22 protein-coding genes are annotated in these 22,051 nt (G+C 62.5%); 10 read left to right on the forward strand and 12 right to left on the reverse strand.

Annotated elements, in window-relative coordinates; genetic code table 11:
- Window positions 1–42 precede the first annotated feature (42 nt).
- Genes AC1ECN_RS04585 through AC1ECN_RS04595 form a run of 3 tightly spaced genes read left to right on the forward strand, consistent with a single transcriptional unit; the run spans window position 43 to window position 1,752 of the window.
- Window positions 43–423 (forward strand): COG4315 family predicted lipoprotein, encoded by a 381-nt coding sequence (locus AC1ECN_RS04585; protein WP_018074207.1) that lies wholly within the window; start codon window positions 43–45, stop codon window positions 421–423.
- Between the two features lie 34 nt (window positions 424–457).
- A complete protein-coding gene (locus AC1ECN_RS04590; protein WP_020397660.1) occupies window positions 458–973 on the forward strand; it encodes an RNA polymerase sigma factor in 516 nt (171 codons plus the stop codon).
- Window positions 970–1,752, forward strand: coding sequence for an anti-sigma factor family protein (locus tag AC1ECN_RS04595; RefSeq protein WP_130661921.1), 783 nt, complete (start codon window positions 970–972; stop codon window positions 1,750–1,752). The genes AC1ECN_RS04590 and AC1ECN_RS04595 overlap by 4 nt, the downstream gene beginning before the upstream one ends.
- On the opposite strand, the gene AC1ECN_RS04600 is transcribed toward AC1ECN_RS04595, so the two are convergent.
- The 3 genes from AC1ECN_RS04600 to nthA are packed head-to-tail and all read right to left on the reverse strand — an operon-like array spanning window position 1,747 to window position 3,411.
- A complete protein-coding gene (locus AC1ECN_RS04600) occupies window positions 1,747–2,124 on the reverse strand; it encodes a nitrile hydratase accessory protein (protein WP_018074205.1) in 378 nt (125 codons plus the stop codon). The two genes, AC1ECN_RS04595 and AC1ECN_RS04600, sit on opposite strands and share 6 nt — an antisense overlap.
- Window positions 2,111–2,770 carry a nitrile hydratase subunit beta gene (nthB, locus tag AC1ECN_RS04605; RefSeq protein WP_003541276.1) on the reverse strand — a complete coding sequence of 220 codons (660 nt, stop codon included), beginning with the start codon at window positions 2,768–2,770 and terminating at the stop codon, window positions 2,111–2,113. Before nthB ends, AC1ECN_RS04600 begins: the two co-directional genes overlap by 14 nt.
- Window positions 2,767–3,411, reverse strand: coding sequence for a nitrile hydratase subunit alpha (gene nthA / locus AC1ECN_RS04610; protein WP_130661922.1), 645 nt, complete (start codon window positions 3,409–3,411; stop codon window positions 2,767–2,769). The genes nthB and nthA overlap by 4 nt, the downstream gene beginning before the upstream one ends.
- A gap of 234 nt (window positions 3,412–3,645) precedes the next feature.
- On the opposite strand from nthA, the gene AC1ECN_RS04615 reads away from it, so the two are divergent.
- The 3 genes from AC1ECN_RS04615 to AC1ECN_RS04625 all read left to right on the forward strand — a co-directional run bounded on the left by AC1ECN_RS04615 (window position 3,646) and on the right by AC1ECN_RS04625 (window position 6,195).
- Window positions 3,646–4,338, forward strand: a complete 693-nt coding sequence (locus tag AC1ECN_RS04615) for a hypothetical protein (protein WP_024320823.1) — start codon at window positions 3,646–3,648, stop codon at window positions 4,336–4,338.
- Between the two features lie 97 nt (window positions 4,339–4,435).
- Complete coding sequence (locus AC1ECN_RS04620; protein WP_130661924.1) at window positions 4,436–5,719, forward strand: SDR family oxidoreductase; 1,284 nt, start codon at window positions 4,436–4,438, stop codon at window positions 5,717–5,719.
- The gene (locus AC1ECN_RS04625; RefSeq protein WP_024320821.1) at window positions 5,719–6,195 is read left to right on the forward strand and encodes a DUF2269 family protein; all 477 of its coding nucleotides are present in this window, start codon (window positions 5,719–5,721) and stop codon (window positions 6,193–6,195) included. Before AC1ECN_RS04620 ends, AC1ECN_RS04625 begins: the two co-directional genes overlap by 1 nt.
- Here the strand turns inward: AC1ECN_RS04625 and AC1ECN_RS04630 are convergent.
- Window positions 6,187–6,780: a LysE family translocator gene (locus tag AC1ECN_RS04630; RefSeq protein WP_130661925.1), complete on the reverse strand. Its 594-nt coding sequence runs from the start codon at window positions 6,778–6,780 to the stop codon at window positions 6,187–6,189. The genes AC1ECN_RS04625 and AC1ECN_RS04630 overlap by 9 nt on opposite strands.
- Window positions 6,781–7,024: 244 nt before the next feature.
- Between AC1ECN_RS04630 and AC1ECN_RS04635 the strand changes: the two genes are divergently transcribed.
- The gene (locus AC1ECN_RS04635; protein ID WP_018074199.1) at window positions 7,025–7,873 is read left to right on the forward strand and encodes an aldo/keto reductase; all 849 of its coding nucleotides are present in this window, start codon (window positions 7,025–7,027) and stop codon (window positions 7,871–7,873) included.
- 117 nt (window positions 7,874–7,990) lie between these two features.
- Here the strand turns inward: AC1ECN_RS04635 and ilvN are convergent, their stop codons facing one another.
- A complete protein-coding gene (ilvN, locus tag AC1ECN_RS04640) occupies window positions 7,991–8,563 on the reverse strand; it encodes an acetolactate synthase small subunit (RefSeq protein ID WP_003560902.1) in 573 nt (190 codons plus the stop codon).
- Between the two features lie 83 nt (window positions 8,564–8,646).
- Window positions 8,647–10,437 carry an acetolactate synthase 3 large subunit gene (locus tag AC1ECN_RS04645; RefSeq protein WP_477952304.1) on the reverse strand — a complete coding sequence of 597 codons (1,791 nt, stop codon included), beginning with the start codon at window positions 10,435–10,437 and terminating at the stop codon, window positions 8,647–8,649.
- 323 nt (window positions 10,438–10,760) lie between these two features.
- On the opposite strand from AC1ECN_RS04645, the gene AC1ECN_RS04650 reads away from it, so the two are divergent.
- Window positions 10,761–12,800 (forward strand): ATP-binding protein, encoded by a 2,040-nt coding sequence (locus AC1ECN_RS04650; protein ID WP_130672871.1) that lies wholly within the window; start codon window positions 10,761–10,763, stop codon window positions 12,798–12,800.
- On the opposite strand, the gene AC1ECN_RS04655 is transcribed toward AC1ECN_RS04650, so the two are convergent.
- On the reverse strand, window positions 12,785–13,711 hold the full coding sequence (locus tag AC1ECN_RS04655; RefSeq protein ID WP_130661928.1) for a dihydrodipicolinate synthase family protein: 927 nt from the start codon (window positions 13,709–13,711) through the stop codon (window positions 12,785–12,787). The two genes, AC1ECN_RS04650 and AC1ECN_RS04655, sit on opposite strands and share 16 nt — an antisense overlap.
- Window positions 13,712–13,732: 21 nt before the next feature.
- Window positions 13,733–14,347, reverse strand: coding sequence for a LysE family translocator (locus AC1ECN_RS04660; protein ID WP_130672872.1), 615 nt, complete (start codon window positions 14,345–14,347; stop codon window positions 13,733–13,735).
- Between the two features lie 152 nt (window positions 14,348–14,499).
- Between AC1ECN_RS04660 and pdxR the strand changes: the two genes are divergently transcribed.
- Complete coding sequence (pdxR, locus tag AC1ECN_RS04665; protein WP_130672873.1) at window positions 14,500–16,008, forward strand: MocR-like pyridoxine biosynthesis transcription factor PdxR; 1,509 nt, start codon at window positions 14,500–14,502, stop codon at window positions 16,006–16,008.
- Here pdxR and miaA read toward each other — a convergent pair.
- Window positions 16,005–16,901: a tRNA (adenosine(37)-N6)-dimethylallyltransferase MiaA gene (gene miaA, locus AC1ECN_RS04670; protein WP_130672874.1), complete on the reverse strand. Its 897-nt coding sequence runs from the start codon at window positions 16,899–16,901 to the stop codon at window positions 16,005–16,007. The two genes, pdxR and miaA, sit on opposite strands and share 4 nt — an antisense overlap.
- Between miaA and serB the strand changes: the two genes are divergently transcribed.
- The gene (gene serB / locus AC1ECN_RS04675; RefSeq protein ID WP_130672875.1) at window positions 16,900–17,790 is read left to right on the forward strand and encodes a phosphoserine phosphatase SerB; all 891 of its coding nucleotides are present in this window, start codon (window positions 16,900–16,902) and stop codon (window positions 17,788–17,790) included. The genes miaA and serB overlap by 2 nt on opposite strands.
- A gap of 198 nt (window positions 17,791–17,988) precedes the next feature.
- Here serB and AC1ECN_RS04680 read toward each other — a convergent pair whose 3' ends face one another.
- The 3 genes from AC1ECN_RS04680 to hflK form a co-directional block, all read right to left on the reverse strand.
- Complete coding sequence (locus tag AC1ECN_RS04680; protein WP_130672876.1) at window positions 17,989–19,740, reverse strand: DegQ family serine endoprotease; 1,752 nt, start codon at window positions 19,738–19,740, stop codon at window positions 17,989–17,991.
- Window positions 19,741–19,947: 207 nt separating this feature from the next.
- Window positions 19,948–20,916, reverse strand: a complete 969-nt coding sequence (hflC, locus tag AC1ECN_RS04685; RefSeq protein ID WP_477952308.1) for a protease modulator HflC — start codon at window positions 20,914–20,916, stop codon at window positions 19,948–19,950.
- A 3-nt stretch (window positions 20,917–20,919) separates the two neighbouring features.
- Window positions 20,920–22,002 (reverse strand): FtsH protease activity modulator HflK, encoded by a 1,083-nt coding sequence (hflK, locus tag AC1ECN_RS04690; RefSeq protein ID WP_003560923.1) that lies wholly within the window; start codon window positions 22,000–22,002, stop codon window positions 20,920–20,922.
- Between the last annotated feature and the right edge of the window lie 49 nt (window positions 22,003–22,051).

Consider the following 22,051-nt stretch of genomic DNA (forward strand, 5'->3'; position numbering starts at 1 on the left):
CAGGTATCGCAAGACTGCGTGCCCAATCTGAGGAGAGACACCATGAAATCCGTGAAATTCCTGTCCGTCGTGGCGGCTGCCGCCTTTGCCGCGACCGCTGCTTTCGCCGCCCCTCCTGTCAAAACAGTCGAATCCGAAAAGGGCAAGGTGCTTGCCGGCGAAAACGGCATGACGCTCTACACCTTCAAGAAGGACGTGAAGGGCGTTTCCAATTGCAACGGCGATTGCGCCAAGAACTGGCCTCCGCTGATGGCTGCTGGCGATGCCAAGGCCGATGGTGCATATTCGATCGTCGAGCGCAAGGATGGCATGAAGCAATGGGCCAAGGACGGCATGCCGCTCTATTTCTGGGTCAAGGACAAGAAGATGGGCGACATCACCGGCGATGGCGTCGGCGGCAACTGGGATCTCGCCAAGCCTTGATCGCCAAGATCCCGATCACAAGCGAGTTGCCGGCGTGAAAACACCCGCACCCGAAACTTTCGAGGGCCAGATCCTGGCCCTCCTGCCCTCGCTCAGGCGCTATTCGCGCAGCCTGACGCGCTCGGATGCCGATGGCGAGGATCTGCTCCAGGATTGCGTCGAGAAGGTTCTCACGCGCCGCAGCCAGTGGCGTGGCCTCAACCTGCGCGGCTGGGTCCTGACCATCATGACCAATCTCTATCGCAACGGCCGGCGCGGCAAGGCGCGCGACAGCCTCGTCGAACTCGACGCCGCAGTTGACCTGGCCGCGCCTGAAGTGCCGGCCGATCCGCAGGAGCGCGCGCGGCTGGACGATGCGCTGAACAGCCTTTCGGAGGAATACCGCGCCGTGCTGATGCTTGTCGTTATTGAGGGATACACCTACAGTGAGGTCGCAGCCGCGCTCGATATCCCCATCGGCACCGTCATGTCCCGCCTGTCACGCGCCCGCCAGCGTGTCGCCGAGCGGCTGAAAGCCGACAATATCATTACGCTTCGGAGACCGAAATGAACGACACCAACCCGAGCGTAACCGAAGCCGACCTTCACGCCTATGCCGACGGCCAACTGCCGGAAACGGCACGCGCCCGCATCGATGCCTTCCTGGCAGACAATCCCGACGAGGCGGCGATGGTCGCCGAATGGCAGGCGCAGAATACAGGCATCCGATCGCTGTTTGCAGGCTATGAAAAAACAAAGGAAACCGACGCTCTCCTGGTTTCGCCGCCGCGCGGCATCTCTTCCGGGCGGAAACGTGCGGCGATCGCCGCAGCCGCCCTCCTCGTCTTCGCGCTCGGCGCCGTCAGCGGCCATTATGGTCCGGCCCTTCTGGAAAAACCGGAGCTGCAGCTTGCCGGCTCCGAAACCCTGCCCAAACAGGCTGAGACCGCCTTCATGGTCTATGCCGCCGAGGTTCGCCACCCCGTCGAAGTCTTCGCCAACGAGGAGGCCCATCTGGCCACCTGGCTCGGCAAACGCCTGGCGATAGAGAATCTCAAGATCCCGAACCTGCAGTCGCTCGGCTTCAAGCTGGTCGGCGGCCGCTTGCTGCCGGTCGATGGCAGGCCGGGCGCCATGTTCATGTATGAAAACCAGGCCGGCGAGCGACTGACCGTCCTGGTCGGCCGCAACACGGAAAATCGCACGACGAGTTTCCGCTTCGCCTCATCCGACAATCTCGAGACCTTCTACTGGATCGACGACGAACTCGGCTACGCCGTCACCGGCGAAATCTCCCGCGAGACACTGCGGGAGGTAGCCGAGGAGTGCTACAAGCAATTCCCGTCATGAGGATCCGCGCGAGGGATCGTTGCCGAGCTCGATCGGCCGTCCGTGCGGTGTCGCTTCCGCCGCCCGCTGCCAACTCTGTTGCAGTGCCAGGATCGTTTCCACATCGGCGATGCCGTTGTCGACGATGAGGTCGGAGAGTGCCGCCACCCAGCAGTCAAAATAGTCGCTGCCATCTTCAGCCCGGCCAGGCTTGTGCAATTGCGCGGAAAGCGTTTCAGCCCATTCGCTCCAGCTGAACAGGCCCTTTGCATGCAGGTGCACGGTCATGGCAAAGGCTTCGGCGGCCCATGGCTCGGGAAAGACCGGCTCGCCCTCCGATGACCTCGGCAGGCTGGGCGATTGAGTCAGCGGCGACATTTCATGCAGGCTCAAGATAGCTCTCCCAGGCATCGATCGACACGGTCAGCGTCCGATCGGCATCCTCGCCCCAGATCTCCGCGCCGTCGAAAACGACCGTATAGAGCCATTGCGGGCTCTCGCCCTTGCCATGCGCGTTGTCGTCGGGAAAGACGAACGAACCCTGCACCGCCTCGACCACACCGGTCCTGGCCCTGGCATAACGCGGCAGGCGCGTATGCGTCGCCGGATTGAAATTCTTCGTCCTCACCGTCTCACCGACCACGAAGAGCGGCGCTGCCTCGACGGGACGATCGCAAGGCCCACCCTTGGCCAGCACGGCGGGCACCATGTCCGCCTTCAGCACGCGCTTCGGCACCGCGCCGTCTTGCAGCTTCCGCCCAGAAAGCAGCTCCTCATGCGTCGCAAAGCCGTGCCGTTCGAGCAGCTTGTCGATGCCGCGGATCCAGATCTCGTAGTAGCTGGCGGCGAGGTAATCGGCCGGCGGAATATTCTCGCGCGCATGCCGGCTTTCATCGATCGTCCATGCGCCGAAAGCGCCGCAGGAAAGGGTAATTCCGAGCGCCCGCTTTTCCCATTCGGCATGGAAATAGGGCTCGTCCTTTTCCGGCGCGACAGGACCGAAGCCCATCTGCCCGCCGAGATCGTGCGGTCCGTTCATGTGGCGCTCTCCGGCTTGCGGGCAACGGCCGTGCCGATCATCGCATCGCGGCTGACGAGGTCGGCGAGCGTCTGCTCGTCCATTCCCTCTGTCCCTTCGGGCCGCTCGGGAATGACGAGATAACGCAGCTCCGCCGTCGAATCCCAGACGCGGACCTTCTTGTCCTCCGGCAGCGTCAGCCCGAATTCGGCCAGCACGCCGCGTGGATTGATGACGGCGCGTGAGCGATAGGCCGGCGCCTTGTACCAGACCGGCGGCAGGCCGAGCACCGACCACGGATAACAGGAGCAGAGCGTGCAGACGACGAGGTTATGGGTCTCGGCCGTGTTGAAGACGGCGCGCATGTGCTCGCCCTGCCGGCCGGTGTAACCGAGGCTTGATATCGCCGCCGTCGCATCGCGCTTCAGCCAGTCGGCGAAATCGGCATCGCTCCAGGCTCTGGCGACGACATGGGCGCCGTTTCTCGGTCCCACCTTCGTCTCGTAGGTCTCGACGATCGCATCGATCGCCGCCGGATCGATCAGCCCCTTCTCCGTCAGCAGCGTTTCCAGCGCCTTCACGCGGGCTTGCATGTCGGAGTAGTGATTGTCGTGGTGATGGTCGTCGTGGTCATGACCCGCATGATCGTCGCTGTACCGCATAACTCCCTCCCGAATAGGCGGCTCGATCTTAGGTGCTGGCCGGATGGCCGCCAAGTGCGTTTCTCGTAAAGATGCGGCCAGACGAATAGGGATTGGTTAAGCAAGCCGTCCTTCGCGCCGCCGATATAGCCAAACGTTAATGGCTTCATCTTCAGATTGCATGCCATGAAAACTCCGACATTCGGCCGAAGAACCACTCCGCCCGCCTCCGCCTCCTCGCCTCACGCAGAGGAAATGAAGACCCGTGCGCAAAGCGCTGTGCGGGACGATCCGCGCCGGAGCGAAGCCGGCAATCCCTTGCAAGGCCCGAGGCTCGTGGCCCGCGCCCTCCTCCACCGGATTCATCAGGAAATCGCCGAAGACGGCCGTTTTCGGATGATCGATCTGCTGGCGGCGCTCGGAGCGATCGGTGGATTTTCCTGTGTTATTGCCGCCCTCGATGTTGCTGAAGCAGGACAATGCCGCGACGGCGCCGATCTAGTCATCGTGGAAACAAGGGATGGATCTCGCTACTACGCCGGCAATCTGCCGAATGCTTTTCTGCTGGAAGGCCATGATTCTCTGCTGGCGCTGACCTATGGCGCCGCTAGAAACCAGGGCGCGGTCCTGCCGCAAGAGACGGTCCTCAGTACGTTTCGCCATGTCGCGGCCACCATCGGCGATCAGCAGTTCGGCAGGCCACGGCTGGCGGATGACGATCAGCCCGGCGCCCTGCCCATCAGCTATGTCAGGCGCCTCTGGCCGATCGTCCGGCAGATTCTGGACATGAACCATGTCCCGGTCCGGCGGCGGCCGCTGGCGATCGGCATGGCAATCGAGCTTGCTTTCGCGATCGACGAGCAAAGGATAGACCCGCTACTGGCAGCGCAGGTCGTGACCGAATGCGCAGTTCCCATGGCAAAAATCGATCCGCGTAAAATTCCTTGAGGCATCAGGGTCAAGACGGGTTATTGTCCTTGCCGCGCATGACGACAACTCCTGACCTCAAAGACACCGTCTCCGATTTTTCGATAACCTCCTCCTTATGAATATCCTCATTCTCGGTGCTACAGGCTTTATCGGTTCAGCGGTCGCCGCAAGATTGCTAGAGGACGGCCATGTCATCACCGGGCTTGGCCGCAATCCCGGCCGGGCGCGCTTCCGCCAGCCCGGCATCCGCTGGATCAGCGCAAATCTGGATAAGATGACCGACGCGGCCGACTGGGCGACGGTGCTTGAAGGCCAACAGATTGTCGTCAACAGCGCTGGCGCCTTGCAAGACGGCCTGTCTGACGACCTTGCCGCCACGCAGGAACGGGCGATGATCGCGCTGCAGGGAGCAGCGCGCATGGCCGGCTTGAAGTTGATCATACAGATATCGGCGCGCACCGACGGCGCCGGTCGTGACCGGCCCTTTCTGGCGACCAAGCGCGCCGCCGATCTGGCGCTTGCCGCAAGCGGCATTCCCTACGTGATCCTGCGCCCGGCGCTAGTGCTTGGCCGAAACGCCCATGGCGGTACGGCGCTGCTGCGTTCCCTCGCTGCMTTCCCCCTCGTCCTGCCGTTCGTCCACGCCGACAGCCCGGTCGAAACCGTCGCCGTCGAAGATGTCGCCGCCGGAGTCTCAGCCGCAATCTCCGGTACGCTGCCCTCCGGCAGCGATATCGAACTGGCGGCCGAGGAACGGCACTCGCTCGCGAGCCTCGTCAAACTCCACCGCGCCTGGCTCGGCCTGCCGGATGCACCAGTCATTTCCCTTCCGTCCATTCTTGCAAGGCCGGTCACATGGCTTGCGGATATGGCCGGTCATCTCGGCTGGCGCTCGCCGCTGCGCTCCACCGCCATAACCGTTATGTCCGAAGGTATCAGCATAGATCGCGCGACACCGTCAGGCCTGCCGACTCTCTCGGCCCGAGCAACGCTCGCGGCCAATCCGTCCGGCGTACAGGATCTCTGGTTTGCCAGGCTGTATCTTCTGAAGCCGCTCGTCATATCTGGCCTGTCCGTTTTCTGGCTGCTCTCAGGTTTGATCCCGCTGCTGGCGCTGGAGAAGACGTCCGCGCACTTCCTGCCGTTCATGCCTGAGGCCGCGGCAACAGCGCTGACGCTTGCAACCTGCCTGATCGACATCGCTCTCGGTGCTGCCGTCCTCCTTCGCCCGCTGGCGCAACGTGCCCTTCTCGGCATGCTGGCCGTGTCGTTCACCTATCTTGCCGGCGCCAGCCTGCTCGAACCTGCACTCTGGCTCGATCCGCTCGGTCCCCTCGTCAAGGTGCTGCCGTCGATCCTGCTGACACTCACCGCACTTGCCACCCTGGATGAACGCTGATGCTTGAGCAATGGCTGCTGCTTGCCCATGTCATCGGCGCGACGGTGCTCTTCGGCACCGGCGCCGGCATCGCCTTCTTCATGGTGATGGCACACCGGACGCGCGATCCCCGGTTGATCGCCCATGTCGCCAGCACGGTTGTCATCGCTGACACGATCTTCACCGCCACCGCAGCCCTTCTCCAGCCGGCAACCGGCTATCTGTTGGCCCGGTCGATCGGCTGGGACCTGTCGGAGGGATGGATTGCGCTGTCGCTGCTGCTTTATGTCGTGACCGGCCTGTTCTGGCTGCCGGTCGTCTGGATCCAGATCCGGCTGCGCGATCTCGCCCGGGCCGCAGCGGCGGCGGGAAAAGCCCTGCCGCCGGCCTATTTCAGCCTCTACCGCATCTGGTTCGCCTGCGGCTTTCCGGCCTTCTCAGCCGTCATCGGCATTCTCTGGCTGATGCTAACGAAGCCGTCGATCGCTCTATTTTAGCATCGGCCAGAGGCTTAGCACCAAGAGTGTCGCCATGCTGATATTGAACCATTTCAGCCGCACCGGATCGGAAAGCCACTCCCTCAGCGCCGAGCCGAAGCCTGCCCATGTCGAAACGCTGGGCACATTGACCGCCGCGAAGGCGAGACCGACGATCAGCACGCTCACGAGGTAGAGTTGCGGACTGGTATAGGTCGCCATCGCGGTGACCGCCATCACCCAGGCTTTCGGGTTGACCCACTGGAAGGCGGCCGCCGCGAAGAAGGACATCGGCTCGACGCCGCTCCTGCCTTCGCTGAGTGAGCGCGACGAGGCGATCTTCCAGGCGATCCAGACGAGATAGGCACCGCCCGCAAATTTCAGCGCCGTATAGACCATAGGCACCGTGTGCAGCAGCGCGCCGAGCCCAAGGCCGACGCCGATGAGCAGTGAGAAGAAACCGACGCCGATGCCGAACATATGCGGGATCGTCCTGCGGAAGCCGAAATTCACGCCCGATGCGAAGAGCATCATATTATTCGGCCCCGGCGTGATCGAGGTCGTGAAGGCGAACAGAACGAGGGCGAGAAATGTATCCAGCGGCATGCGACCTCCCGAAGCCAGCTTTTCCGCGGCCCGTTTATTTAGGTCAGGATAACTGTCCTAAACCGCCGATACCATTGCATCATTGTCATGGTGACAGGATTACTTGAAAGATGGAGACCCGGCCCAATCTCTTGCCGACTGCATAATTCCCTAAATCGCCATCGATTTAAGGATAAAATCATGCAGCCATTCAAAGTGCTACAGCGTCCGTCTCAAGGACGCGCGGCGCTGTAGGAAGAAACCCATGCAGAACGACCCGATTCCATCGATCACATTTCCGAACGGCACTGAGGTGCCGGCGCTCGGCCAGGGCACCTGGGCCATGGGCGAGGATGCCGGCCATGCCAAGGCCGAAATCGAAAGCCTCAAGGCCGGCATCGATCTCGGCATGACGCTGATCGACACCGCCGAAATGTACGGCGACGGTGGCGCTGAAGAGATCGTCGGCCAGGCGATCAGGGGGCGGCGCGACGAAGTCTTCATCGTCAGCAAAGTCTATCCCTGGAATGCCAGCCTGAAAGGCACGATCGAAGCCTGCGAGCGCAGTCTCGAACGGCTCGGCACCGATCGTATCGATCTCTATCTGCTGCACTGGCGCGGCAACTATCCGCTCACTGAGACTGTCGCGGCCTTCGAAACGTTGAAGGCATCGGGCAAGATCGGCGCCTGGGGCGTCTCCAACTTCGACACCGACGATATGGAGGAATTGCTTAGAGTGCCCGATGGCGCCAATGTCGCCGCCAACCAGGTGCTCTACAATCTCTCCCGCCGCGGCATCGAATTCGATTTGCTGCCCTGGTGCCAGAGCCGCGGCATTCCCGTCATGGCCTATTCGCCGATCGAACAGGGAAATATCCTGCACCATCCCGAGCTGATCCACATCGCCAAGGCCTATCAGGCAACACCTGCCCAACTGGCGCTCGCCTTCCTGCTGGAACGCGACGGCGTCATCGTCATCCCGAAGACCTCGAATGCCGAACGCGCGGCGGAGAACCGCGACTGCGTCTCGCTTGATATCACCGACGACGACTGGGATGCCCTCGACGCCGCCTTTCCGCCGCCCACAAAGAAAAAACCGCTGGAGATGCTCTGACCTTCAGCGGCTTTCCCAATTATCAGCATCGGGCTTAGATGCCCGGCTGTAATCTTACATGCCCGGGCTGTAATCTTACATGCCCGGGCTGTGATCTTACATGCCCGGGCTGTATCTTTACATGCCCTGCACGCCGCGGTTCATCGCCGCAATCCCGGTACGGCACACCTCGATGAGGCCAAGCGGCTTCATGATCGCCACGAATTGATCGATCTTCGACGATTTGCCGGTGATCTCCAGAATGAAGTGACCGACCGTCGCATCCACTACCTTGGCATGGAAGGCATCGGCAAGGCGCAGCGTCTCGGCACGCATCTCGCCCTCGCCGATCACCTTGACCAGCGCCACCTCGCGCTCGATCGGCCGGTCCTGGCCGAGCTCGCGGGCACGCACCGTCAGGTCGACGACGCGATGCACCGGCACGATGCGCTCGAGCTGCGCCTTGATCTGTTCCAGCACCTGCGGCGTGCCGCGTGTGACGACGGTGATGCGGGAAAGATGCGCCTGATGCTCGGTCTCGGAGACCGTCAGGCTCTCGATATTGTAGCCGCGGCCGGAAAATAGGCCGATGACCCGGGCAAGAACCCCCGGCTCGTTGTCGACGAGAACCGAAAGCGTGTGGCTTTCGACGGCCGCCGTTTCCGGCGAGATGAAGTAAGCGGAGCCCGTGGGCTGTAGGTGAGCGTTCATGGTCCTGAGTTTCCTCTTTCCTGCCGCATAACCCCGAAAATCGGAAACGATTTTCGGAAAGGATTATGCGCAAATTAAAAATGTCAGACGAGCGCGCGACCCTTGGCATCGATCGCATTGGCGACCGCTTCGTCGGTGGCTTCGTCCGGCAGCRGCATTTCGTTATGGGCCTTGCCCGAGGGGATCATCGGGAAGCAATTGGCGAGATTGGCGACGCGGCAATCGAAGATGACAGGCTTTCTGACCTCGATCATCTCCAGAATGGTGTCGTCGAGCGCATCCGGCTTTTCGCAGCGCAGGCCGACGGCGCCATAGGCTTCCGCCAGCTTGACGAAGTCGGGCATCGCCTCGGTATAGGAATTCGACAGGCGGTTGCCGTGAAGCAGCTGCTGCCACTGGCGCACCATGCCCATATACTGGTTGTTCATGATGAAGATCTTGATCGGCGCATCGTGCTGGATCGCTGCCGACATTTCCTGGATGCACATCTGGATCGAGGCGTCGCCGGCAATGTCGATGACGAGGCTGTCGGGGTGGGCGATCTGCACCCCGAGCGCTGCCGGCAGGCCGTAACCCATCGTGCCGAGACCGCCCGAGGTCATCCAGCGGTTCGGCTGCTCGAAACCGAAGAACTGCGCCGCCCACATCTGGTGCTGGCCGACTTCGGTGGTGATGTAGGTGTCGCGATCCTTGGTATGCGCAAAGAGCCGCTCCAGCGCATATTGCGGCATGATGACGTCGCTGCTCTTCGTATAGGCGAAGGAGTTGCGCGCGCGCCAGCGGGCGATATCGGTCCACCAGTCTTCCAGGCGACCCTTCTCCGGCTTCTTCGGCAGCGCCCGCCACAGGCGGACCATGTCTTCGAGGACATGGCCGACATCGCCGCGGATGCCGATATCAACACGGACGTTCTTGTTGATCGAGGACGGATCGATATCGATATGGATCTTCTTCGAATTCGGCGAAAAGGCATTGAGACGGCCGGTGATGCGGTCGTCGAAGCGGGCGCCGATGCAGACCATGACATCGCAGTCGTGCATCGCCATGTTGGCCTCGTAGGAGCCGTGCATGCCGAGCATCTTCAGCCAGTTCTTGCCTGAAGCAGGATAGGCGCCGAGGCCCATCAGCGTCGAGGTGATCGGGAAATCGGTGAGCTCGACCAGCTCGCGCAGCAGCTTGGAAGCCTCGGGGCCGGAATTGATGACGCCTCCGCCGGAATAGATGATCGGACGGCGCGCATTCGCCATCAGTTCGATCGCGGCATGGATCTGGTTGAGGTCGCCCTGGATCTTCGGCTGGTAGCTCTTCTGGATCGCGTAATCGGCGGGCGGTGTGTAGGTGCCGGTCGCAAACTGCACGTCTTTCGGAATATCGACGACGACGGGGCCCGGACGGCCGGACTGGGCGATGCGGAAGGCCTCGTGAATGACGGCGGCAAGCTGGTTGACATCCTTGACCAGCCAGTTGTGCTTGGTGCAGGGCCGGGTGATGCCGACCGTATCGCATTCCTGGAAGGCGTCGGAGCCGATCAGTGGGGTCGGAACCTGTCCGGTCAGGCAGACGAGCGGGATCGAATCCATCAGCGCGTCCTGCAGCGGCGTGACCGCATTGGTAGCGCCCGGACCCGAGGTCACCAGCATGACGCCGACCTTGCCGGTGGAGCGGGCGTAACCTTCGGCCGCATGGCCTGCCCCCTGCTCGTGGCGGACGAGGATGTGCTTGACATCCTCCTGCTGGAAGATCTCGTCGTAGATCGGCAGGACCGCGCCGCCCGGATAGCCGAAAATATGTTCGACACCGTTGTCCTTCAGCGCCTTGAGAACGATCTCCGCTCCCGTCATCCGATTGCCTGCCGCCTGATTGTCCGTGCTCATCTGTCTGTTCCGTTTGATGCTGGGATTGCGTTTGTGGCCGGAAGCCCGAATTTCGGGCATAAAAAAAGGCCCCTGAGGAGCCTGTCATCTAGCGCATGGGTGGCTATCGCCGGATGGTTACACCATCCTGCCCATGCGCTTTCCCACCACGATAAGAGCCGTTGCGATTTTCATGGTCGGAAGTGATAGACAGAAAATTTCGCAGCGTCAACGCATGCCGCAATAAAAAACTGCCCCACGCCTGCATCCCCGAAAATCGATAGGATGAAGGATTTGTTAAAGGATCGACTTTATTCTTCTACGCTACCGCAGGGAGTAGCCCTTTGCTCAACAACGACTTGCGCACGCCTGGCAAGGCAGGCGAGCATGATCGCCGCGATGGCCATGCGCCGGGAAATCGCTTTCTCGGCCGCGTCGTCGCATGCAGCGGTTCGCGGGCGACGATTGCCGCCGTTGCCGAACAGGGCGGCACCGACCTGACCGAACTCTGGTCCGTGGGGCGGTTGATTTCGATCAGCGTCGGCCGCAACCGCGTCGTCGCGCTCGTCTATCAGATGAACACCGGCAGCCATGCCTGGGGCGAAGGCGAAGACAATATTTTCAAGATCGAGACCGAGCTGCTTGGCGAAGTCCGTGTCGACGAGGACGGGCGCGAGGAATTCTCGACCGGCATCTCGCGTTATCCCTATCTCGGCGCCATCGCCCACCGCATCCGATCCGCCGACCTGATGCGCATCTACGATGCCGGCGAAGGTACAACCGCCGTCATTGGCAAGCTGACGCAGGACGAAAGCATCGATGCGGCGATCCATATCCCCACGATGCTCTCCAAGCATTTCGCCGTCGTCGGCTCCACCGGCGTCGGCAAGTCGACGGCCGTGTCGCTGCTCCTGCACAAGGCAATCGCGGCGGATCCGAAGCTGCGCGTCCTGATCCTCGATCCGCATAATGAATTCGCCGCCGCCTTTCCCGAGCACGCCGTCACAATCGATACCGATACGCTCGACCTGCCCTTCTGGCTGATGCGGCTGGAGGAATTTGCCGAGGTCGTGTTTCGCGGCCGCCCGCCGGTGCCCGAAGAGCTTGACATGTTGCGCGATATCCTGCCGGAGGCCAAGCGCGCCTTCCGCGGCAGCGACAACTCGCTGGTGCGCCGCACGACGGAAAAGAGTTCGATCACCGCCGACACGCCGGTTCCCTACCGCATGGCCGATCTACTGGCGCTGATCGACGAGCGCATCGGCCGCCTGGAAGGCCGCTCGGAAAAGCCCTTCCTGCGGTCGCTGAAGATGCGCCTTATCGCTGCGATCAACGATCCGCGCTATCACTTCATGTTCTCCAACAATACGATCAGCGACACGATCACCGAAACCATCGCGCAGATCTTCCGCATCCCCGGCGAAAACCGGCCGATCTGCACCTTCCAGCTTGCGGGCATTCCCTCCGAGGTCGTCAATTCGGTCGCCTCCGTGCTCTGCCGTATGGCCTTCGAGGTGGCGCTGTGGAGCGACGGCGCCATCCACATGCTCGTCGTCTGCGAGGAAGCTCACCGCTATATCCCCTCCGATCCGAGCCTCGGCTTCGTGCCGACGCGCCAGGCGATCGCCCGCATCGCCAAGGAAGGTCGCAAATACGGCGTCTCGCTCGGCATTATCACCCAGCGGCCGGGCGAGCTCGACCAGACGATCTTGTCGCAGTGTTCGACACTCTTTGCCATGCGCCTTGCCAACGACCGCGACCAGGAAATCATCCGCTCGGCCATTCCGAATTCGTCGATCTCGACGACGAGCTTCATCTCCTCGATCGGCAACGGCGAGGCGATCGCTTTCGGCGAGGCGATCAGTGTGCCGATGCGCATGCGCTTTTCCCGCGTCGACGAAAACCTCCTGCCGAAGGCGAGCAGCGCCAACAGCAAAAACAGCGAGGAAGATCCGGATACGGTCGATCTGCGCAAGATCGTCACCCGCATGCGGGCGGTGACGGTCGGACCCGACATTTCGAATTTTCAGCAGAACTATGCCGCGTCCGTGGCAGGTTTCGACGAGACTGACGCAGCCGACGAGGATCTTGACGCGAAGCCATACACGCCGCCCGCCTCTTCCGCCGCGCCGCCCGCCTCCGCGCCGCTCGAATCCTACCGCCGCGAACTGCTGCCGCAGACGCCGCGGCTGGACCCGGCCACGTCACCCGCGATCGATCCCCGGCTGGACGCGCTTCGCCGCGAGATGCGCCGCGACGAGCCAGTCTTTCCCCGGCCGGCACCACCGGCGGATCAGCCAGCGATCTCCCGCCGGGACCCCGGCACGTCGCTGCGCGAAAGCATTCTGAAAAAACCGCTGAGCAGCCTTTACAATAAAGAATAAGCCTTCCACTCGCTCTCCAGTGCGATCAGAGGCTCGACGGCCTCGAGCACCCTTTGCCGGTCCATCGGTCCGAGCGGCAAGAGAGGGCGTGGGAGCTCTGCCCTGGCGAGTGAGAGAAGGTCGATGAGCGTATAGATCACACGAAGGCTTCCGAACGCCTTGAACGTTTGCCAGAGCGGCTCGATAAGACCGTCGAGCCGACGCACTTCCCCATCCTCGCCTGCAATCGCGGCCTTGGTCAGGGCAAAGGCTACGTGCGGAAGCAAGCCGCCGATGACGCTGTACCAGGCGTCGGCACCTGAAAGCAGCGCTTCGGCAGCGCCCCAGTCGCCGCTGTAGCCGATCGCAAGCTTGGTCTTCTCACGCAATGTCGCCAGTTCGCCTGCGAAATCGCCGTCAACTGGCAGAGGCATCTTCACCGCCCTGATCGTCTCGATGTCAGACAGGCGCTGCAGAAGGTCCCGGCTGAAGGTGAAGTGGGTCGTGCCGGGATTGTTGTAGATGCAAAGCGGCAGCTTCGCCGCATCCGTGACGGCAAGGAAATGCTGATAGGCCTCTTCCTGAGTAAGCGGCGTGTAGGACACCGGCGCAAGCAGAAGCGCATCCGCACCAGCGGCCTCCGCATCCCTCGCCAGGGTCCGGGCGTGGTCTGTCCTCAGAGCACCGACACCGACGACGATCGGAACACGACCACGAACGCACTCGACCGCGGCCTCGACGGCTCGCCGTCGCTCCGCGCATGTGAGAAAGGCGTAGATCCCGGTGCTGCCAAGAAGGCCTATCGAAGCGACGCCTACATCGCACAGGGGTTCCAGCAGGCGGCAGAGAGCTTCGGTGTCGACCCGGCCATCCCTATACGCGGGAGTTGGCGGAAAGGCCGAAAGGCCATGAAACGGAGAGGCGACAGACATGATGCGTTCCTGAAAATCTGGTCAATGTGAGAACAGCAGGCGGGATCCGGCGCCCGCGAAGAAGACGGCGAGACTTCCCTCGATCCATCGTCGCGCACGGGTATAGCCGCGCACCATCGGTGCCGTCGAGAAGAGCACGGCATAGCCGGTAAATATCGAGATCCCGAGAAGCACGCAGCCGCCGAAAGCTGTGACGGCCATCTCCGGCGAAGCGCCGGGCTTCAGGCCGAGCGACATGATCGCGACCCAGGCCAGAACCGCCTTCGGATTGCCGAGATGCATCAGAACGCCGCGACGATAGAGTGTGGCGAGTTGCGCGGCGGGTCGAACGACCTCGCTTGCCGGCATATCCGACGTAGCTGCCGAGCGGGCCGCCCTCCAGGCGAGCCAGAGAAGGTACAGCCCGCCTCCGATCTTGAGACGCAGCAGAGCATGAGCATAGCGGACCAGGAGTGTCGAGATGCCGGTGACCACGACCAACCCCCAGCATGTCGACATCGTGATAACCCCGGCGGCAAAAGCCAGCGCCGGTCGCCGCCCCTGCCGCATCGCCACATTCATGATGGCCATGTTGCTTGGTCCGGGACTGCCTGCAGCGATTGCGTAGGCGATGTAGACGACGAGAAGATCCTGCATATTTACCTGTTTCCAGAAGTTTGCGCCCACGCACGGCACAACCCCAAAGACGAAGAATGCGCGATCGGGGAGCCGCCAATTCGCTTCCTTTTCCACAAAAACTGGTCCATCATGAAGCGCCATTTTGAAGAATTTCAATAGACCATTTTGCGATGTCCAAACGGCGCAGCATCATCGAGATACCATCGCTGAACGCGATCGATCGAACGGCTAATGTCGGTCGCCAGCTTGCGCAGGCCCTGCGCAACGCAATCGCCCGCGGTGAGCTGAGGTCGGGAGAACGCCTTCCTTCGACGCGTAGCCTTGCGACTTCGCTGAAAATCGCGCGCGGCACTGTCGTCGAGGTGTTCGATCAGTTGACCGCCGAAGGCTATCTCGAAGCGCGGGTCGGTGCCGGAACCCATGTTGCCGCTGACCTGATCGACGCCACGCGAGCGCTCCCATCTGCACCGCCAGTGCCGCCAGGCGCGGAGACTGTCGATCTGCCTTCCCAGGCTGCCCGCCTGATCGCCATCGCTCGTGCGCTCACCCCGCACCCGGCCGTTCCCTTTGCCATTGCCGTCCCGGCCTGCGGTATTGCGCCCGACGACAACTGGCGCCGTCTCGGCAATCGCGTGCGCGCGTCGCGACAGGCCGCACCCTCGGGTTATCACGACCCTATGGGCTTGCTCGAACTCAGGCTTGCCATTGCCGACCACGTCCGGCGCGCGCGGGCCGTTCATTGCGAGCCGGAACAGGTCATCGTCACGTCAGGCACACAGCAAGGCCTTTATATGGCGGGCCGGGTCCTTCTCTCGCGTGACGATCCGGTATGGGCCGAGGACCCGGCATATCCCGGCTTGACGGCAGTGCTCGACGATCTCGGCGTACGGATGCACCGCCTGCCGGTCGATGCACAGGGAATGAACGTGGAACGCGGCCTCGACCTATGTCCGCAGGCCCGCGCCGCATTCGTCACCCCTTCGCACCAATATCCGATCGGGATGCCACTCAGCATGGCGCGGCGCAATGCCTTGATCGCCTGGGCTGACCAAAATCGCGCCTGGATCGTCGAGGACGACTACGACAGTGAGCTGCGTTATGCCGGACACCCGTTTCCCTCAATGCAGGGATTGCGTCCGTCACGCGTCATCTATCTCGGCACCTTCAGCAAGGTGCTCTTTCCTTCCCTGCGCCTCGGCTACGTCATCGCCCCTTCTCCGCTCGCAGAAGCCTTTGCCGGCGCCCGTGCCATTCTCGACCGGCATTCGCCGATCGCCGAACAGCACGTTTTGGCAGCCTATATGCGGGAAGGCTATTTCGAAGCGCATATCCGGCGCATCCGCGGCCTCTATGCCGAACGCCGCGCGGTTCTGCTCTCGGCGCTCGATCGGGCTTTGCCTGAGGGCTGCCGCGTCCAGGAGAGCGACCAGGGCATGCATATACTTCTATGGCTGCCCGAGGAGGTTGACGACGTGCAACTCGCAGCCCGCGCCCTCTCGGCCGGCCTTGCCGTGCGGGCGATCTCCCCGATGTATGCCGCGCGGCCGGCGCGCCCCGGCCTGATACTGGGCTTCGGCGGATTTCTGCCGGAACAGCTGCAGGCGGCGGTTAGCGAACTCGTTAAACTGCTGAGCCAGCAGATGTCTCAAGCAGGAGGCCCGCAACAAGCTGAAACCTAAACTGTCAGCCGTTCCCAGCTATCGTCCATCTGGTTGCGAAACCATGTCATTTGTCGCTTGGCATATTGCCGCGTCGCCGCAGCCCCCTTCTCCAGCACCTCGCCGCGCGTCATCTCGCCCCTGACCATCGCCGCAATCTGCGACACGCCGATTGCCTTCATCACAGGCGCCTCGGCCGGCAGGGCGAGCGCGATCAGCGCCCTCACCTCTTCTTCTGCGCCTTGCTGCAGCATCTTTTCGAAACGCCCGTTGATGCGCTGGTGCAGCACTGCTCTGTCTGGCAGCACGACGATCTTGCGGGCCTGGGTGGCGTCGATGACCTCCGGCCCCGACCTGCCCTGGAAATCGGCGATCGACCGTCCCGTCGCCTTCATCACTTCGAGCGCCCGGACGATACGTTGCCCGTCCTGTCGGTTGAGGTTTGCCGCCATGGCGGGATCGGCCTCGGCGAGCTCCGCATGCAGCCCGTCCGGCCCCTCCTGCAACAGCCGCGTCCTGAGTTCCTCCCGCAGCGCCTCGGGTATCTCGGGCATATCGGAGAGGCCGCCGGTCAGTGCCTTGAAATAGAGCCCAGTGCCGCCGACGAAGACCGGCAGCCGCCCCGCGGCCCTCAGCACCGGCAGCAGTGCTGCGACATCGCGCAGCCAGGCGCCTGTGGAATAGGTCGCACCCGCCGGCACGTGGCCGTAGAGATGATGCGGCACACCCTGCATCTCCTCCTCCGACGGCCGCGCGGTCAGGACCCTCAGCGTGTCGTAGACCTGCATGCTGTCGGCGTTGACGACCGCGCCGTCATGGCGCCTGGCCAATTCGACGGCGAGCGCGGACTTGCCGCTGGCTGTCGGCCCGGTTATCAGGATCGCGTTCACTGTGCTCAGAAGGTTTTCCATCATGGCCCTCGTTGCCACGCTTGTTGCCAATCCGTCAAATCCCGTGCTGACACCCGAGATCGCCGAGCAGGCGGCCGACGCCGTGAAGGCTTCCGGCCTCTACTGGCTGGCCGATGGCATCGCCTGCGACATCGCGTTGCGCGATGGCACCGATGCACAAGCGGCCGAGGCCAGTATCCTTGCCGTCATGGCGAGCGCGCCCATCGACCTCGTCATCCAGGAGCAGGAGACCCGCCGCAAGAAGCTGCTGATCGCCGATATGGATTCGACGATGATCGGCCAGGAATGCATCGACGAACTCGCCGCCGAAGTCGGTCTGAAGGAGAAGGTCGCCATCATCACTGCCCGCGCCATGAACGGCGAGATCGCCTTCGAGCCTGCCCTGCGTGAACGTGTCGCCCTGCTGAAGGGCTTGCCGATATTCGTCGTCGACGAGGTGATCGCCAAGCGCATCACGCTCACCCCGGGCGGCCCGGAACTGATCGCCACCATGAAGTCGAAAGGCCATTACACGGCGCTTGTCTCCGGCGGTTTCACGGTTTTCACCAGCCGCATCGCCGCCACCCTCGGTTTCGACGAGAACCGCGCCAACACGCTGCTCGAAGACGGCGGCATTCTCTCCGGCTTCGTCGCCGAACCGATCCTCGGCAAGCAGGCGAAAGTCGATGCGCTGAACGAGATTTCGGCCCGCCTCGGCATTTCGCCGGAAGAAGCGATCGCCGTCGGCGACGGCGCCAACGATCTCGGCATGCTGCACCTCGCCGGCGCCGGCGTCGCCCTTCACGCCAAGCCGGCAGTCGCTGCCGAAGCACAGATGCGCATCAACCACGGCGACCTGACCGCGCTGCTCTACATCCAGGGCTACCGGAAGACGGACTTCGTTTCCCGGTAAACCGCTCGGAAGAGGATATTAGCAATCGACCTTTGATTGATAAGCAGTTGGACGAACTCCAGGCACCGGAGAAGCGTCACGACGAGAATATCGACACCAGCGGTATTTCTGACCGACGAACCGTAGCGAGTTGCGCGCAAAGGCAATCTGTACCGGCCTGGCAATCAAAAAAGGAGCGGCTGACCGCTCCTTTTTCGCTCATTCCATCGGCACCGCAACGAACCGCAGATCGCCATTCGCCGATGCGATCATCAGCTGGGCGTTGCGGCGGCCTTCCTGTTTCAGCGCCTGCACCTTGGCGGCGACAGCATCCGGCGACTTCATAAACTCCTGCGCAACCTCGACGATCACGTCGCCCGGCTTCAGCCCCTTTTCGGCCGAAGCGGAGCCGGGCGTCACCTCTGTCACGACGACGCCGTCGACGCTCTCGGCGATGCCGAAGGCCTTGCGCGTCTCGGCGCTCAACAGCGACAGCGACAGCCCGAGCACGTTCTTCGGCGTTGCCGCATCCGGCGACACCTGGCCCTTATGCTGGTCGGGCGTACCCGGCGCTGGTTGGGCCTGATCGCCGGTGTCAGGCTGGTCCATGTCGTTGTTCTCGCCGGGATCCGGGGTGATCACGCCGTCATCCTGCGAACCGTCGGGTGCTGAATCGTCGGATGCCGCCGCCTGATCGCTGTCCTCGAGCCGGCCGAGCTTCACCTTGACGGTCTGCTCCTTGCCGTCGCGCAGCACCACCACGTCGACTTCCTTGCCGACTGTGCTTTCCGCCACGACACGCGGCAGATCGCGCATTTCGCTGACGGTCTTGCCGTCGAATTTCAAAATGACGTCACCCGCCTTGATCGAGCCGTCGTCGACGGGGCCACCCTTGATGACGCCGGCGACCAGCGCGCCCTTTGCGGTGTCGAGCCCGAGGCTGTCGGCGATATCGTCGGTCACCGGCTGGATGCGCACGCCGAGCCAGCCGCGCCGCGTCTCGCCATATTCGCGCAGCTGGTCGACGACGCCGGAAGCAAGCTCCGACGGCACCGAGAAACCGATGCCGATCGAGCCGCCGCTCGGCGAAATGATCGCCGTATTGATGCCGATCACTTCACCCTTCATGTTGAAAAGCGGACCGCCGGAATTGCCCTTGTTGATCGCTGCATCCGTCTGGATGAAGTTGTCGTAGGGGCCGGCATTGATGTTGCGCCCGCGCCCGGAAATGATGCCGACCGTCACCGACCCGCCGAAGCCGAACGGATTGCCGATCGCCATCACCCAGTCGCCGATGCGCATCGTGCTGGAATCGCCGAATTTCACCGATTTCAGCGGTGCTTTCGGCTCGACCTTCAGCACCGAAAGATCGGTTTTCGTATCAGTGCCAATCAGCTTCGCCTTGAGCTTCGAACCATTGGCGAAATTGATCTCGATATCGTCGGCGCCCTCGATCACATGGTTGTTGGTGACGATATAGCCGGCGGGATCGATGACAAAGCCGGAGCCGAGCGAACTGACATTGTGATTGCCGCCCTTGTTACCCTGCTGCTTGTTGAAGAAATCGTTGAAGAATTCCTGGAAAGGTGAGCCGTCGGGCGCGCGCGGCGCCGGGCCTGCACCCTCGTCGTCCTTCACATTCTGCGAGGTCGAGATGTTGACCACGGCATCGAGCAGCCCCTCTGCGAGATCGGCGACCGAAGCCGGACCGCTGTTGGGCACGACGGCCTGGATCGGGGCGGCCTGCTGCGGTGCGGGAGCAGCCGTTTCCGGTGCAGCCGCGGCCGGCGGTGTGGGTGCAGGAGCAATCGTTTCCGGGGTAGCCGGAGCGGGTGTCGTAACCCCGGGTGTGGTCGTCTGAGGCGCGGTTTGGGCGTAGGCGACCCCGTTCATGCCGGCATGCGCAAGAATTGCAGCGCTGGCCATAAGCGCGAGCGTTCGTCTGAAGGGCGAGCGAATCGTGGGGGCCATCAAGCTTCCTCATAAGGGGTACATGCGCACATTGAGCACCAGCATAAGGCGGAATGATGGAGGGCGAAATCACCTTTTCGCGAAATCCCCGTGCAATGTGACGTGGCCTCGCAAAAGCCAAATTATCTCGACCATTCCACGAAAAAAGGGCCGGCACTCGGGCCAGCCCTTCAATGATTGTCGGAATGCGAATGGCATCCTTTGCCGTTAGTTCGCCGGCTGGGCGGGAGCTGCGGGAGCAGCCGCGCCGGGAACTGCCGCGGCCGGTGCGGCAGGATTTGCCGGCGGCTGCAAGGTGCCGGCGGCATTGTCGAAATAGCGGAAGAATTCCGAATTCGGCGACAGCACCAGCGTCGTGTCCTGCGACGAGAGAGCAGAGGAATAGGCCGCCATCGAGCGATAGAACTCGAAGAAGGCTGGATCCTTGCTGAAGACTTCGGCGAAGACGCGGTTGCGGTCCGCATCGCCCTGGCCTCGAAGGATTTCCGCATCGCGCTGGGCGCCTGCGGTGAGCTCGACGACCTGACGGTCGGCGATGGCCCGGCGCCGCTGGCCTTCCTCATTGCCCTCCGCACGGATACGCTCGGCCTCAGCGAGGCGTTCCGAACGCATGGCATTATAGGTGTTGGGAGCAACTTCCGGTGAGAGGTCGGTGCGGCGGATGCGAACGTCGTCTATATGCAGACCGAGATTTTCGGCATCTGTGCGCAGATCGTCGCGAATCTCCAGCATCATCGCGACACGCTCTTCCGAGAGCGCCGCATTGTAGTCACGCAGACCGTAGACGCGGCGAAGCGATGAATCGAGCTGCGCTCTCAACCGCGCTTCCGCAGCTTCGCGATCGCCCGATACCGTTTCGCGGAAACGGCGGACATCCGAGATGTTGTAGATCACGAAGGCATCGACATCGAAGGTCTGGCCGTCCTGGACCTGAACCCGGATATTGTCGAGATCGAGCCGCAGCGCCTGGTTTTCGACCAGCTGAACGCGGTCGGCATCCATGAAGCCGAAAGGCAGCTTGAAGTAAATGCCAGGCTCGGTCTTGACCGTCTGAATCTGTCCGAAACGGACGACGATGGCCTGCTCGCGCGCATTCACCACGAAGATGGACGAATAGAGCCCGACCAGCACGAAGGCGAGGATGAGGAGAATGATGGGAAGTCTGTTCGATGTCATGACTCAACCTCCCTGCTGCGCCGGCTTGCCGAGCTCATTGAGCGGCAGATAGGGCAGGACACCCTGCTTCTCATCGATGATGACCTTCCGGGAATTCTTCAGCACCTGCTCCATCGTTTCGAGGTACAACCGCTTGCGGGTCACGTCAGGCGCCTTGGAATATTCGTCGTTGATCGCCGTGAAACGCTGCGCTTCACCTTCCGCCTCCTTCACGACACGGTCCTTGTAGGCGGCGGCATCTTCACGGATTCGCGCCGCATCGCCTCGCGCCTGGCCGAGCTTCTGGTTCGTGTAGCGATTGGCCTCTTCGATCGTGCTGTCGCGGTCACGGCCCGCACGCTGCACTTCTTCGAAGGCATCGGCGACTTCGCGCGGCGGCGCCACGTTCTGGATCGTCACTCCGGTCACGGTCACGCCTGCGCCATAACGGTTCATCGTGTCCTGCAGGATATTGAGCACATCCACTTCGATCGGCTGGCGATTGCTGCGGAAGGCGTCCTGCGCCGGACGCCGGCCGACGATTTCACGCATGGCACTGTCGGAAACCTGCTGCAGGGTCTCTGCCGGATTTTCGACATTGAAGAGATAGGCCTTCGGGTCACTCACCGTGTAAAAGACGGCGAACTGCACGTTAATGACGCTCTTGTCGCTGGACAGCATCAGGCCGTTCGAAGACGATGCGGAAGTCGCCCCGATGTTCAGCTGCTGCACGGTCACCTTGACCGTCTCCACGGTTTCCATCGGCCACAGGTGGAAATGCAGGCCCGGCATCGAGATCTCGTCCTTCGGCTTGCCGAACCGCAGCTCGACGCCGCGTTCGTCCGGCTGCACGACGTAGATGCACTGGATCAGCCAGAAGACGGCGACGATCGCCGCGACGATCACCGCCACGCCGCCGTTGAAGCCGCCGGGAATGATGTTGCGCAGCTGGTCCTGGCCGCGCCGGATGATATCTTCCAGATCGGGCGGTCCGCCCTTGCCGCCGCCACCGCGCGGCCGGTTCGGCCCCTGTCCCCATGGTCCCTGATTATTACCGCCGCCGCCGCCCCAAGGGCCGCCGCCGCCATTCTGATTGCTCCAGGGCATCAAAACCTCGTTGTTCGTTAAGTCTCCACGCATCCAAAACCGTGGGGGC

It is taken from the genome of Rhizobium sp. 01N447_2, from assembly GCF_056399245.1.